Annotated in this window: 10 protein-coding genes and 1 pseudogene; 6 read left to right on the top strand and 5 right to left on the bottom strand. The window is 59.4% G+C overall.

Translation table 11 applies throughout. The annotated features are described in order from the left end of the window. Positions 1-3: 3 nt before the first annotated feature. Positions 4-887 (bottom strand): annotated as a pseudogene (locus KF941_RS06965) (transposase); the annotation flags it as partial. A 170-nt stretch (positions 888-1057) separates the two neighbouring features. Between KF941_RS06965 and KF941_RS06970 the strand changes: the two are divergent. The 5 genes from KF941_RS06970 (at position 1058) to KF941_RS28530 (ending at position 5888) form a co-directional block, all read left to right on the top strand. Further along, a complete protein-coding gene (locus tag KF941_RS06970) occupies positions 1058-1798 on the top strand; it encodes a zinc ribbon domain-containing protein (protein WP_240540373.1) in 741 nt (246 codons plus the stop codon). A 447-nt stretch (positions 1799-2245) separates the two neighbouring features. Next, complete coding sequence (locus KF941_RS06975) at positions 2246-2539, top strand: helix-turn-helix transcriptional regulator (RefSeq protein WP_214272917.1); 294 nt, start codon at positions 2246-2248, stop codon at positions 2537-2539. Beyond that, positions 2536-3846, top strand: a complete 1311-nt coding sequence (locus tag KF941_RS06980) for a HipA domain-containing protein (protein ID WP_214272918.1) — start codon at positions 2536-2538, stop codon at positions 3844-3846. Before KF941_RS06975 ends, KF941_RS06980 begins: the two co-directional genes overlap by 4 nt. Positions 3847-4171: 325 nt before the next feature. Continuing rightward, the gene (locus tag KF941_RS06985) at positions 4172-5038 is read left to right on the top strand and encodes a hypothetical protein (RefSeq protein WP_214272919.1); all 867 of its coding nucleotides are present in this window, start codon (positions 4172-4174) and stop codon (positions 5036-5038) included. Between the two features lie 55 nt (positions 5039-5093). Beyond that, positions 5094-5888: a hypothetical protein gene (locus tag KF941_RS28530; protein WP_214272920.1), complete on the top strand. Its 795-nt coding sequence runs from the start codon at positions 5094-5096 to the stop codon at positions 5886-5888. A 19-nt stretch (positions 5889-5907) separates the two neighbouring features. Here KF941_RS28530 and KF941_RS06995 read toward each other — a convergent pair whose 3' ends face one another. Then, positions 5908-7134, bottom strand: coding sequence for a hypothetical protein (locus tag KF941_RS06995; RefSeq protein ID WP_214272921.1), 1227 nt, complete (start codon positions 7132-7134; stop codon positions 5908-5910). Positions 7135-7281: 147 nt separating this feature from the next. On the opposite strand from KF941_RS06995, the gene KF941_RS07000 reads away from it, so the two are divergent. Continuing rightward, positions 7282-8039, top strand: a protein-coding gene (locus tag KF941_RS07000; RefSeq protein WP_114669439.1) for an IS5-like element IS1248A family transposase whose coding sequence is annotated in 2 segments (ribosomal slippage) — positions 7282-7603 and positions 7603-8039 — 759 coding nt in all. Because the reading frame shifts where the segments join, the coding sequence is not laid out codon by codon here. Here the strand turns inward: KF941_RS07000 and KF941_RS07005 are convergent. The 3 genes from KF941_RS07005 to KF941_RS07015 form a co-directional block, all read right to left on the bottom strand. Beyond that, positions 8023-8751, bottom strand: coding sequence for an ATP-binding protein (locus KF941_RS07005; protein ID WP_214272922.1), 729 nt, complete (start codon positions 8749-8751; stop codon positions 8023-8025). The two genes, KF941_RS07000 and KF941_RS07005, sit on opposite strands and share 17 nt — an antisense overlap. Before the next feature lie 263 nt (positions 8752-9014). Further along, on the bottom strand, positions 9015-11189 hold the full coding sequence (locus KF941_RS07010; protein ID WP_214272923.1) for a hypothetical protein: 2175 nt from the start codon (positions 11187-11189) through the stop codon (positions 9015-9017). Positions 11190-11522: 333 nt separating this feature from the next. Then, complete coding sequence (locus KF941_RS07015) at positions 11523-12791, bottom strand: MFS transporter (RefSeq protein WP_214272924.1); 1269 nt, start codon at positions 12789-12791, stop codon at positions 11523-11525. Positions 12792-12804: the final 13 nt, after the last annotated feature.

Consider the following 12804-nt stretch of genomic DNA (forward strand, 5'->3'; position numbering starts at 1 on the left):
GTTTTCTGATCCTCGTCGATCACTGACGACACAGGCCGGCTTGCCGTAGATCCTGACCAGCGCATCCAGTTCCCGCGCCACCCTGGCCCCCGAGATGCTGGTGTCGGCGATCAAGGCGAGGTTTTCGCGGCAGCAATCGTCGTTCACGGCCAGAATGCGGAACCTGCGGCAGGCCCCGAACGTGTCGGCCAGGAAGTCCAGCGACCACCGCTGGTTCGGCAGCAACGGCACTGGCATGGGGGTCCGACTGCCACGCGCCCGCTTGCGACCGCGCCTGCGCCGCACCGACAGACCTTCCTCCCGGTAAATCCGGTAGAGCCCTTCGCCCTACAAACGATCCCCCGGATCGTTTGCTTTACGGGCTCCGATCTCGTTCATGACCATGCCCTTGCGCTCCAGCATGATGCCCACGCGCCGATAGCCGAAGCGGCGGCGCTGCTCGGCGATCTTGTGCATCTCCTCACGGATCTCCGGGTTGTCGGGCGGCCGCTTGCGCCGCACCGTCTTCGGATCGACACCGATCAGAACGCAGGCGCGACGTTGAGAGATCGGATGATCCCTCAGCGCCCGCAGCACCGCGTCCCGCCGTTGCACCAGCGTCGTCAAGGCTTTCCCAGCAGATCCTTCAGCACCACGTTGTCAAGCATGGCATCGGCCAGCAGGCGCTTGAGCTTCGCATTCTCGTCCTCAAGCTGCTTCAGCCGCTTGGCGTCGGACAGGTCCATGCCGCCATATTTCGCCTTCAGCTTGTAGAATGTCGCGGGGCTCAGCCCATGCTTCCGACAAAGCTCGGACGTGGGCAAACCAGCCGCCTGTTCCTTGATCATCCCGATAATCTGTTCATCGGGGCTTACGCGGCCCCACTGGGGCCACGGTCCCCTCTTCATCGGTAAAACGGCTCTTCCTCATCTCGTCTGCTCCTTCAGATTGGGCAGACGCTACATCACGGCGAGGGAACTTCCGGGGGGCAGGTCACAATGTCGGCGAGGGCATCCGCCGGCATTTCCGGGAGAACCGGCTGAACGGCACCCATCGGCCGAAGACCCTGCTCTCGGGTCTGGTGTTCTGCGGCTGCTGCGGCGGGCCTTACGCCATTCGCGGCTCCGGCCGCTTCGCCTGCTCGACCTACAGCACCAAGGGCACCTGCACCAACAACCGCACGATCCCGCGCGAGGTGCTGGAGGACCGGGTTCTGGCCGGGCTGAAAGACCGGCTGATGACGCCGGAGGCCGCCGAGGCAGCAGTGCGCAGCTATGCCGAGGAACTGAACCGGCTCAACCGCGAGCATCGCGCCAACACCGCCGGATGGGAGAACGAACTCGGCAGGATCGAGAAGCAGATCGCCCAGATCGTCGAGGCGATCGCCGACGGCATGTATCATCCGTCGATGAAGGAGAAGATGAGTGGGCTGGAAGCCCGCAAGCAGGAACTGGCCGCCCTGCTCGCCGAGGCGCCGCGCGACGTGCCCGACATGCTGCCGAATGCGGCCACGCTCTATGCCAGAAAGATCGCCCGGCTGATCGAGGCCCTGAACCAGCCCGAGGAGCGACAGGAGGCTGCTGCAACGATGCGGGTGCTGATCGAGAAGATCGTCCTCACCCCCGGCCCGAACCGCGGCGAGGTTTACGCCCGCCTGCACGGCGATCTGGCGACCATTCTGGAATGGGTTTCGCGTCAGGAGGGAAAGACCGGCACAAAAAGCAAAACTCCCGGCGGGATCCGCTCGGGAGTGTTGGTTTCAGTGGTTGCGGGGGCACGCAACCACCGAGACCAACACTCGCTCGAAGTCTTTGTTTAAAAACAATAAATGGTCGGATTCGTCACTTCTCTCACACCGCCCATAATGCTGTTTGACCAGACAAGCCTCGAACCAGCGACCGTTAAGTCAATCAGGAACTGAATGTGCCGATCTGTCAATAGCCATGCCCAGACATATGGTCTGCCCACGGCTTTCTTAAGTTGCTGAGGTCGGCCCGGTATACCTCCTTGGACCCGCCCCATCAGCTTTTCCCGATCCCCACTGCGCTGCGATCAGATAGCCCCTTATTGCGTTCGATCCCCCAGCAATGGCATGGCAAGCAATCTGTCTCGAAGAGCAGTCGACCGCAATCCGGGGATTTACCTTATTAGATAAAATCCATAGGTCAGCAGCATGATTGCGAAAGAATTTACCCTTTTCGATAAAATCATTGACTGCGCCTGCGGCACCATTTATATTTACCGTATTCAGTAAAGGCGCCGCATCATGGAAGATCAGGATAGCCAGATCCTCGCCAAGGTCGGACAAAGGCTCCGCCAGGCTCGCCTCGCGCGCGGCCTGAACCTGCATCAACTGGCGCGGCTGACCGGCATCAGCGCCCCTGCCCTCTCACTCATCGAGACGGGAAAGCGCGATCCGCGCCTGACGACGCTTGGCAAGATTGCTGCGGCCCTCCGGCTTCCCTTGGCCGATCTGCTGGAAAGTCCGCCGGGCGCGGCAAGGATGAAGCCACCTCCTTCGCCCGAAGACGAGGGTTATGATCTCGGAGATTACAGTTGAGCGGCGCGGTGCCCGTCTGGTTCGAAGCGCTCCATATCGGCGACGTGGCAGTCGCCGATGATGGCAGCCTGTCGTTCCGCTACGCTGCTCGCTGGCTTGCGACCCAGGGAGCCTTCCCTCTGTCCCTGACCATGCCGCTTGCCGACACGCCCTATCCGTCAGAGATCATTTCGCCCTGGCTCGCGAACCTGCTGCCCGAGGAGGAACAGCTTCAGATCCTGACCCGGTCCCTGGGACTCGACAAGGCAGACACGCTCGCCGTTCTGGCTGAGATCGGTGGCGATACCGCCGGTGCGCTGTCGTTCGGTTCCCCGACGGATCGCAACGTCTGGACCTGGACACCGCTTACCGACCTCTACGATACCGCCGATCCGCAGGAGGCGCTGGAGCGGCATTTCGAGGATCTCGGCCGCCGCCCCTTTCTCGTCGGCGAGGAAGGGGTCCGCCAATCGCTGGCCGGCGGGCAGAAGAAATCGGCGCTTGCGGTGCTCTCGCCCGACGGCACGCCCGTTTTGCGACTGCCGCAGCCGGGTGACGTCCTGGCCGTGCCACGCAATGGCGCACCCTCCACCATCATCGTGAAGCCCGACAATCCGAACCTGCCCGGCATCACCGAAAACGAGGTGTTCTGCCTGCATCTGGCCCAAACCATCGGGATGGCAGCTGCGCAGACGACGATCCTGACGACAGGGAAGCGCACGGCCATTTGTGCGCTGCGCTATGACCGGCGCGTCGGCCGGGCGGGACAACTTCAGCGGGTTCACCAGGAGGACTTCGCCCAGGCGAACGCCATCCCGCCCGGTCGGAAATACGAGCGCCGCACCATCGCCGGCCCCGGTCTGACGACGCTGCTGGCCACCGGGCGCGCGCTGCCACCCATGGACGCCCTGGCGCTGCTGGACCAGGTGATTTTCAACATCCTGGTCGCGAATACCGACGCCCATGCCAAGAACTACTCGATTCTGCTGCCGGTCGGAGGCGAGCCAAGGCTCGCCCCGCTCTACGATGTCTCGACAGTGCTGCCCTGGCCACATGTGACGCAGTATTTCGCGCAGAACCTTGCTGCGAAGCGCCGCCGTCCCGAGGCCATGGCCGGACGCCACTGGGACATCATCGCCGAGGACATGGGCTACCGCCCCGCCGACCTGCGCCAAAGGGTGCAGGAATTGGTGGACGCCATGGTCGCCAATCGTGTCACGGTTGCCGGGGCCGTGGCCAGCCTGCCGGGGGCCACATCGGGATATGTCGAGCAAGCCGCTGAACTGATCGAGGTTAACGCGCTCCGCATCGCCGGGAGGCTCGGATAGCTCGTTAAAGACGTTTTTCCGGGTAGCAACGCACTGCGCAGCGCGTCCAAAACGGCTTGCACCGAAGGGCGGGAAGCAGAAGCTCGCTGTGCTCACCACGAACGACCGCACTTCGCAGTAGTCTGACGATTGGTGCGCCCGCCGTGGCCGGGGCGGGCAGCGCAGGAAGCAGACATGTATACGCTGATCTACTCAAAGCCATGCCCGCTCGGAAGCAAGAGCGCGCAGAGGTTAAATTTCCACTGTGAAATTCCGCGCTCCGCCGCTAATTTCGCAACCATTCTGCCACGCCTAAGCTTATGAGAGCGAGTTAGCCAGAGGGCACATGGAAGTTTATTGCAGAGGAGTGGCGCGCATTCGTCATGCGTCGACCGACGAAGTATTTGAAATAGAAAGCCACGACCTAGACTGGGATGCCGTTGGCGGCGACGATCGCTCGATGGGATCTGAGATCCATTATGAGGCGACGATCGACCATCCGGAACTTGGCGATCTGACTTGGGGGCTTTGGGAATACCCTATAGGCATCGAAAACCATCACATCACCGATGCCGGCAAGCACGAGGTCATTGAGGATTTCGATTACGGTCTTGAACACGGCGAGCCAGAACCCGACGACTGGCTCGACTACAAAGCGCCTGCGGACCCTTATCAGGTTTTCATGGCGTCATATCATCACACTGGCGATTTGCTCGCAGACCACGGCGGCGTGCGTGGTAATGACCTCGTCAATCGAATGATTTTTTCCCAACAGATCACCGCGCTGGAAGCCTATCTCGGCGACACTCTGCTCAATGAAGTCTTGCGCGATAAGGAGGCCATGCAACGACTAATCGAGAAGGACGAGGACCTGGGGAGAGAGAAATTCACACTTTTCGAAGTCTCGAGGGATCCAGACCTAGTCGAGCGCAAAGTTCGCACGCACTTGCGCAAGGTCTTGTACCACAACTTCAAGAAGGTGGATATTCTTTACAACATTGCTCTTGGCATTCGAATTTTCGATCTTACCTCCGACAAGGCGAGCATCTTCAAAGCAGCGTTGCTTCGCCACGATTGCGTCCACCGGAATGGCTACGATAATGAGGGCAACGAACTTGACATATTCACTAAGGCGTTCGTCCAGGACACAGCCGACTTGATCAAAGATTTTGTTGAAGGCATCCATCAGGCGGTAAATCGACGGCTTGATTAGTGGTTACCCTGCCGACGAAATGATATTGCTCAGATCCAACTAGAAGGGTAACCATGTGAGAGTCGAGGATCGTCTTCCGGATCAGTTTTCCCGCGACTTACTTGCGGGCAGTCTCATGGTCGCAAACGATCAGAACAATCCTGTTCGATTGCATCTTGCAGCGGCTGGATTGCGAGAGCTATTTGGACATATCCTGAATGTGGATGCGCCGGACGATGAAGTACGGGCATGCGATTGGTTTAAACAAGAACCAAACACGAGGACCGTTACACGGCACCAGAAGGCCATCTATTCCACGCAGGGTGGCCTATCAGACGCATTTGTTGAACAGTTAGGATTGGACGTCGACGATTTGCACCGCGCGGCGATCAGATCGATAGAATCCCTGAACAAAGCAACACATGTTCGGCCTGACACGCTGGTAAATGACGAGGCGACCATCAAGTCATTCATCGATGAAGCATTGGTGGCGCTTGAGGGCCTCCTTGTATCATTTTCTGAAGGACGAAGCGCCGTTAAAGAGGCCTTGGCGGACGATGTCTATCGCGCAATGTCGGACGCGTTGATCGAGCAGACCTTCGACAATATCGATATTCTGGCAGGCAAAGGATACGAAATCGACCCTTGGATCGACGATGCCGAAATCGAAGTTGAAGCATTGCGTTCACGGGTGATCGCTGTGCGCTTTTCAGGTGTCGCAAATGTCATCTTACACTATGGCTCTAAACACGACACAGCGGAAATCCAGCACGATTTTCCATTCTGGCTGAGGTTCGAAGCGCCAGTTGAAAAGCCTACCAAGTTGACTTTGGTTGCCCATCATTTCGACGATAGGTCCTGGTACAGCTGAACAAAGCTCTGCCCGAAGCCTACTCCGCCGCCACGCCTTCTTCTGCATCAAGGGCCGAAATTCGTTCCTTGACCTCTTCACTCAGGTAGTCTGCGTTGATCGTGCGCAGATACCGCAAAGCTTCCTTGTCATTGGCCTGATACTCCAAGCGGCGCTTGTAAAAAGTCAAACGCCCTTCGGCCTCCTGGATGATCTCTCCCCAAGTCTTGGCCCAAACACGGATCTTGATCGGGTCATCGATTTCGAGGACCAATCCACGAGGCTTGTCTTTTTGCCGCGCCTCGAACTCTGCGTCTTTTGTGAAGCGGTTTGCAACCGCGACGAAGTCCCATTCCACGTTCGAGTGCTTGAAGCGGTCATCAAGCGCCACGGCCTTTGCGTACTTCTTGATTTGGTTGATGACGTCTTCATTGAGGCTCTGACTTGGGCGCTTTAGTTCTATGACAAGGTGTTTGCGCTCTTCGTCGGTGGCCGTAGGCATCCGGCAAGACAGCATCAAATCAACAATAGCGGCTTTGCCTTCGGCGTCGAGAACTGGTGCATTTGGCGCGAGTGTATCCCGAGCAGTGCCAACGTCACTGTCACTCCCCAGCAATTCGATATGGCTTCGCAATACCGCGGACAGATCCTCGTCGTCGTTCATCAGGTTGAACTTTTCTCCGAAAATCCATGTCTCTTGTGCAATAATCCGGTGAAGCTGCGACCGTTCGAGCAGCTGACGTTTGGACCGTGGGTCAAAAACCAGAATTTGCAGGGCTCGCAAAAACTCGAGGCGATCGGTGACAGCTTTTGCGGCATTGATAACAGCTGTAAGCGAAGTTTTTCGAAGAAGGTCTGCCAGCTCCTCCTGCTTCGCCTTGGGAAGGTCTACGACACTCTCCAGAATTGCAGGCAGGGCACCTGGTCCGGTTTCAATAGCTGCCTTGACGAGCTGAAGGATCAGCTTTTGCTGCTTGGACGGGGCCCTATCGAAATCAGGGCTGTAGTCGGCCAAATTCAATGCGACGACATCAAATACTTGTCTTTCGTTTATCTCGATGGGATCAGACGTTCTCCCTTCATAGGGATAGATCTTTGCGTCTTTCCATTCTTGAATTTTTCCACGTGAGCGCGCCGCTTCGCGCTCACGAAAGTGCTCGCGTAACTTGGCTTTCGCCGCCTCGACAAGTGCCATGGACGGCGGATCGAGCTCTACCAGCCCTTCTGTATTATCGTCCGCAAGGTCCTGAAAATGGTCTGCGGTCAAGTATGTGGTGAAGTCAAAGCCACGTGCATGAATTCCCGGAGCCATTTCGTGGAAACTGAAACGGCCGGGTAGGCAAAGCATTAGGGTCAGGATGCATTGATTTTCAGTGTGCTACGTGATTCACGGCTCGGAAAACGGAGCGGTGACATGAGCGACCTGTACTGGCTGACCGACGAGCAGATGACCAAGCTTGCCCCTTTCTTCCCGAAGTCGCACGGCAAGCCACGCGTCGATGACAAGCGTGTTCTAAGCGGGATTATCTTCATCAATCGCAATGGTTTGCGCTGGCGAGATGCCCCCAGGGAGTATGGGCCGCACAAGACGCTCTACAGCCGGTGGAAGCGTTGGAGCGAGAAAGGCATTTTCGCCAGGATGATGATCGGGCTGGCCGCCGACCACGGCGAGGAAAAGACCGTGATGATCGACGCGACCTATCTGAAAGCGCACCGCACCGCGACCAGCTTGGCCGTGAAAAAGGGGGGCGTGGACGCCTCGTCGGCCGGACCAAGGGCGGCATGAACACGAAGCTGCATGCCATCTGTGACAGCCAGGGCCGACCGCTCGACCTGTTCGTCACCGCAGGGCAGGTCAGCGACTACATCGGGGCGCGGGCGTTGCTCAGCAGCCTCCCAAAGGTCGATTGGCTGCTCGGGGATCGCGGCTATGACGCCGACTGGTTCCGGGAAGCCTTGCAGGACAAGGGGATACGAGCCTGCATCCCCGGCCGAAAGCAGCGCAAGACACCGGTCAAATACGACAAGCGCCGATACAAGCGGCGCAACCGCATCGAGATCATGTTTGGCAGGCTCAAGGACTGGCGGCGCGTGGCAACCCGATACGACAGATGCCCGAAGGTCTTCCTCTCGGCCATCGCGCTCGCGGCAACCGTCATTTATTGGTTATGAATCCTGACCCTAGCTTCCGCTCGACCTTCTTTTTCCATTCAATGATGTCGAGCGTGGCTTTGTACTCATGCCCATCTTCGGTGGTCGCTGAAATTTCATAAGGCGTCACGTCACGAATTGCGTCTCGTGCGTCGATTTCTTCTCCGTCATAGATGATACGGAAAGCAGGGTCCTCGTAGAGCTGGAGCGCGAACACATCCCGAACATGCTCGGCGAACCCGTCTGCCGACCATATTTCAAAATCTCGAACCACATTCTCGATTTCCACAGTGCAGCCTGTGCTTGAAGACGGGATTGTATCTGAAATTGTGAAGCGCTTCAGATCCGATTTTTCACCACTGATCGAGAATTTCTTGCCGGCATGATAGGAAACCCACGTTACACGCTCGCCGAGTGCGAATGCCTTGAAGCGTCCTTGCCCCTTTTCTCCATGAATTGCCCTACCACCATCGGTCTTAATTGCACGCTTCTTCCAAGATCCACCCAATGATTTAAAGAATTTTTCGACCTCGTCGGCGGGAATGCCGATTCCATCGTCGACAACTCGAATGACGCCGAGCTTTGTTAGCTGACCCGCTTCTAACTCAACCTTTACTTCGCGCGCATCCGCATCGTAGGCATTCCAGATGAGTTCCGAAATGGCTGCCAGAGGTTTCGCAGTAGTAATTCGCTGAATATGGTCATTTTCAACGTTAACTTCAATTTGCTGCATTGATCGGGCCTCGGGGTGCGTTCAAGTCCTGAATTAGTCCCATGTACCGACCGCGTTTTCAACCTGAAAGAACAGCTTCCTCCCTCGTTTCATCGCGAGATCGGTCGAAGTCGGTGCGTCCAAAATGTTGCCTTGCCGCGTGCCGGCACCGCCACAGCCGATAGAACTCCGCACCCCCGGCTCCTCTCCGCCCGCCCGAACTGCACGATCATCTCGACGGACTTCTGAGTGTATGGCAGGCCGCAGAGCTTAGCTAGAGGTGTCTACCTCAAGCTTCGCCGGCGACCTTCTTTTACTGGCGGTCCATATCGCTCCCGCAATTCCTGGTCCCACTTGACCATGTCGAGGATGTAGGACGAGAAAACGAGATCGCGGGATCCCATTGAGTAGCACCACTGGCGCGCGTCGAGCGCCGCCAACTGCTCGGAGGCGATGGACTTGGGGCCGAGATAGGCAGTGAGATCGGCGGTTTGGAAATCAGCCCCAAGCCAGAACGACAGGCTTTCATCTTTGGCAGCGATCCGCCCGCTTGTCAGCACGTTGATGAGTTCGTGCGCTTGCCGGATCGGGTGCCCGTTGAGACTAGCTCCGTGGAATACCCGGTTCGCAATGACGATGCCGGTGTGAACCGCGCACCTTGAACCGACCTCCCAGCCGAGCCTCTGGAATAGCTGCGACTGGTTCGCGGGCTTCGCAAGAACGTCACGTCGCTTGTCGAGCTGCTTTCTGGCGCTGCGGATGTGGTCCCAGCTGTTCCGCATCTCATGTACAGACACTGGGTGATAAGCATTTTTGCATTCGAGAAGTATGAGCACGTCTTCGCGTCTTGCGACGATATCCAGTTCCAAATTCTGTCCGGCGATCTTTACCTTCAAGTCACTTTCGACCTCGAAACCTGCGGAGCGGAGCGCCTCGGTGACAGAGTGAACCATGAGGTCTGCCCGACCGATCGCGGCCGACCTAAGGCGGTTGGCGACGATCATGTTGCGGACGAGGTTGGAGGCCGCCACCACATGCGGGGCAATCACGTAGTAGCCACCGACATCTACGAACGGACGGTATTGGAGATCGAGATGCTGATCTCTGGGATCCATCTTCAACAGCTTGATGATCTCACGCGCCTTGTCCTCGTCGCCGAAGATCAGCCGCATCTGCTCCACAATCGCATCGTGCGGGATAACCAAGAGCGTCGAAGTCAGAGTCAACGTTCCGCGCTCGGCTGGGTCCTGGAGGTCCGCCAGCCTGCGCTGGTACGCGCAACTTATGAAGTTGAAGTAGCGCTGCACCTTGAACACGTCCATCGATGAGATGCAGTCGGTGATCGAAAAGATGAGGTCATCGAAACTTCCGAAGTTGTCGACATCTAGCGTCAGAAGCATCTGGATCTCGTCGCGGAACAGCTCGTCCCGCCCGAACAAGGCATCGAATACTTCCGGGATCGCGGGCAGCCGCAAGACCAAGCGTCTTACGATCTGATCATTGATCTCAAGCAGTTGGTCGAAGCTGCCGCGGTCAAAGCCATCGTCTATGACGCTCCGGATGGAGATCGCTGGATCCTCTTCATGCAGGTGGATCTGTCGGATAGTCGCCTGATTCCGCTGCTGTATGAAGCCAAGGCGGACCGCACGCTCGACGTCGGGATCGATCGAGGAGATCGTGACCGCCTCCCCGTCACGGTCTGCGCGGTATGGCAATCCGTCAATAAACAGCTCCGCCTCCCTGAACTTCGTAAGTCGAATCGCGGCGACCAACAGCCGTTCGTAGACGAGCGCGTTCTTCCCGACGGCCTCAGTGTCTACATGAACGAAGGAGAGGCCGTCGACCGGAAACATCGACGCGTAGGTATGTAATAAGAACGAGACAGCCTCGGCGTACTCCTCAGACGAGTAACGTTTACCATCCAGCGAACTGGCTTCATGGTCGTTAATCCATTCATGATAGAAAAGACTGTTGACCATGACGAAGACGGTTTTCAGCACCACGGAACGACGCGCCCGCACAGTCGACTCAATCCCCTGTTTCAGTTTCAGTGCGTTTCCCGCGACGCGCGACAGCGCGTGGACTGATTCAAGGTAAGCAACGCGGGGCGGCGATATGGGGAGAAAGTCGCAGATGCTGAGTGCGGCCTTGGCGATCCTGCCAATTAGGAATCCCCTGTATCCGTATCGCGACGCGCGTAGCACGCCATTGCGCCGCATGCAGGAAATGGCGTGGTCGGGGTCGAGGAAGATCATCGCCATAGCGGTCGCTATCGCCTCGCGCGGCCGCTTTTCAGTCAGGTGCCCCGCGAGCACCGAGATGTGCGCCTTAACATCCGCCGAAAGCGCCTTTGTCGCGGGAGGGCGTGCCTCCGTGCGAAGCAGCGACACCATGGACGCTTGGGTCTTGACGGAAAGCAGGCGGCCTATGAGGTCCGAGACTAGCGACGACTGGACCATTTTACCTTCTTTGCTTCGACCAACGCGGCAGAGTATATGATGCACAAGCCTATCGCGCGCTAGTCCCTTCCCAGTTAGCTGCCGTAGCAATCTCTTGAACGAGGATCTGCAAGTGCCCGGGAGCGGACAGGTCGCTGCTCTGCAGGTCGTTGCCGTCCTTGCTGCATGAACAAACGTCGGCTTTCAGGGTTAGCGTCGGGCCGTTGAATGACCGAGATCGGGTTGCTAAGCGGACGTCGCTGCCGAGGGTGGTCGAAAGTCCGCAAAGGGCCGCGTGCGATGCACTGCGCGCGCCTGTCCTGCGGGAAGCATCTGTCCCGACCTCGATCCTCGTCACCCCTGCTCCCGGCGGCCCGGCCTTCCAACCCGCCCCGCCAGAAAGCAGCCGATCGCGGCCAGTTGTATCGCCGCAGCGCAGGCGAACAGCAGCGCGGAACCGGATCCGTCGATCATGCCATCCCCGCGCAGCAGGCCGAACGCCGCCGGCGCGAAGGCATGGCCGGCCTGGCCCATGGCGACGATCAGCGGCACCACGCGGGCCACCTCCGCCGGGGTGAACCCCTGCTGCGCGATCAGCGGCGGCAGCGAGGTGGCATTGCCGATCCCCAACCCGAAGAGCGCGATGCCAAGGATCAGCCATGCCCCGCCTTCGCCCGCCGCCAGCAGGAACAGCAGCGATCCGGCCACCTGCACGCCGTAGCTGGCACAGGCGACCAGGCGGCGGTCGGCCGAGACCGGCATCATCCAGCCCACCACCGAACGCCCGAGGATCGCGGCGAGCGTCGCGCCGCCCATCGCCAGCCCCGCCATGCCCTCGCCCAGCACCGGCACCAGCAGCGAGAACAGATGCGCGAGCAACCCGATCTGGGCAAACAGCCCCAGCATCATGCCGGCGGCCAGCGTCACGAACTTGCCGTCGGCAAAGAACCGGCGGCGCGCGGGCGAACCGCCTCGCGGCGCTCGTGGCCGGGGATCGGCCCCCTCCACGCCATCCGGGCGTTGCCCCATGCTTTCGGGCGTGTGCCGGAACACCAGCACCGACAGGGTCGCGACCACGGCCACCATGACGCCACCGACGGCCAGGGCCGCCGGCAGAAAGCCGATGCCCGCGATCAGCGCGATCCACCGCGGCGAGAAGATCACCCCGCCCAGGCTCGCGCCGTTATAGGCCATGCCGAGCGCGGCGGGTCGGCGCAGGATGAACCAGGGCGCGATCAGCGCATTCACGGCGGCGGCCCCCATCGCGACCCAGCCGGCGCCGCTGGCCAGCGCGGCCGCGAGCAGCTGCCAGGGTTCGACCGCCAGCGCCCAGCCTGCGATGCCAAGCGCCAGCAGCACGGCGCCCAGCACCGTCACCACCGGCACGCCAAAGCGCCGATACAGGCGCGGCAGATTGGCGACGACGACCGCCCCAATCAGGAAATGCATCGTCACCGCCGCCGAGACCATCGGCACCGGCCAGCCGGTCCGCGCCACGACGGCATAGAGGAATACCGGCGGGCCGTAGAAGCCGACGCCCCAGCCGAAAGCGGCCAGCAGGAAAGTTGCGGCGACGACATCCCAGCCGAAGAAAGGTGGGGCGGGGGATGCAGGCAGGGTCATGGGACGCTCTCGA

Origin of the sequence: Paracoccus sp. pheM1 (assembly GCF_018499825.1) — a bacterium.
Classification (GTDB): Bacteria; Pseudomonadota; Alphaproteobacteria; order Rhodobacterales; family Rhodobacteraceae; genus Paracoccus; species Paracoccus versutus.

Coding starts and splice junctions, on each gene's coding strand:
- KF941_RS06975 (WP_214272917.1), top strand. CDS start 2,246: ATGGAAGATCAGGATAGCCAGATCCTCGCCAAGGTCGGACAAAGGCTC.
- KF941_RS06985 (WP_214272919.1), top strand. CDS start 4,172: ATGGAAGTTTATTGCAGAGGAGTGGCGCGCATTCGTCATGCGTCGACC.
- KF941_RS07005 (WP_214272922.1), bottom strand. CDS start 8,751: ATGCAGCAAATTGAAGTTAACGTTGAAAATGACCATATTCAGCGAATT.
- KF941_RS07010 (WP_214272923.1), bottom strand. CDS start 11,189: ATGGTCCAGTCGTCGCTAGTCTCGGACCTCATAGGCCGCCTGCTTTCC.
- KF941_RS07015 (WP_214272924.1), bottom strand. CDS start 12,791: ATGACCCTGCCTGCATCCCCCGCCCCACCTTTCTTCGGCTGGGATGTC.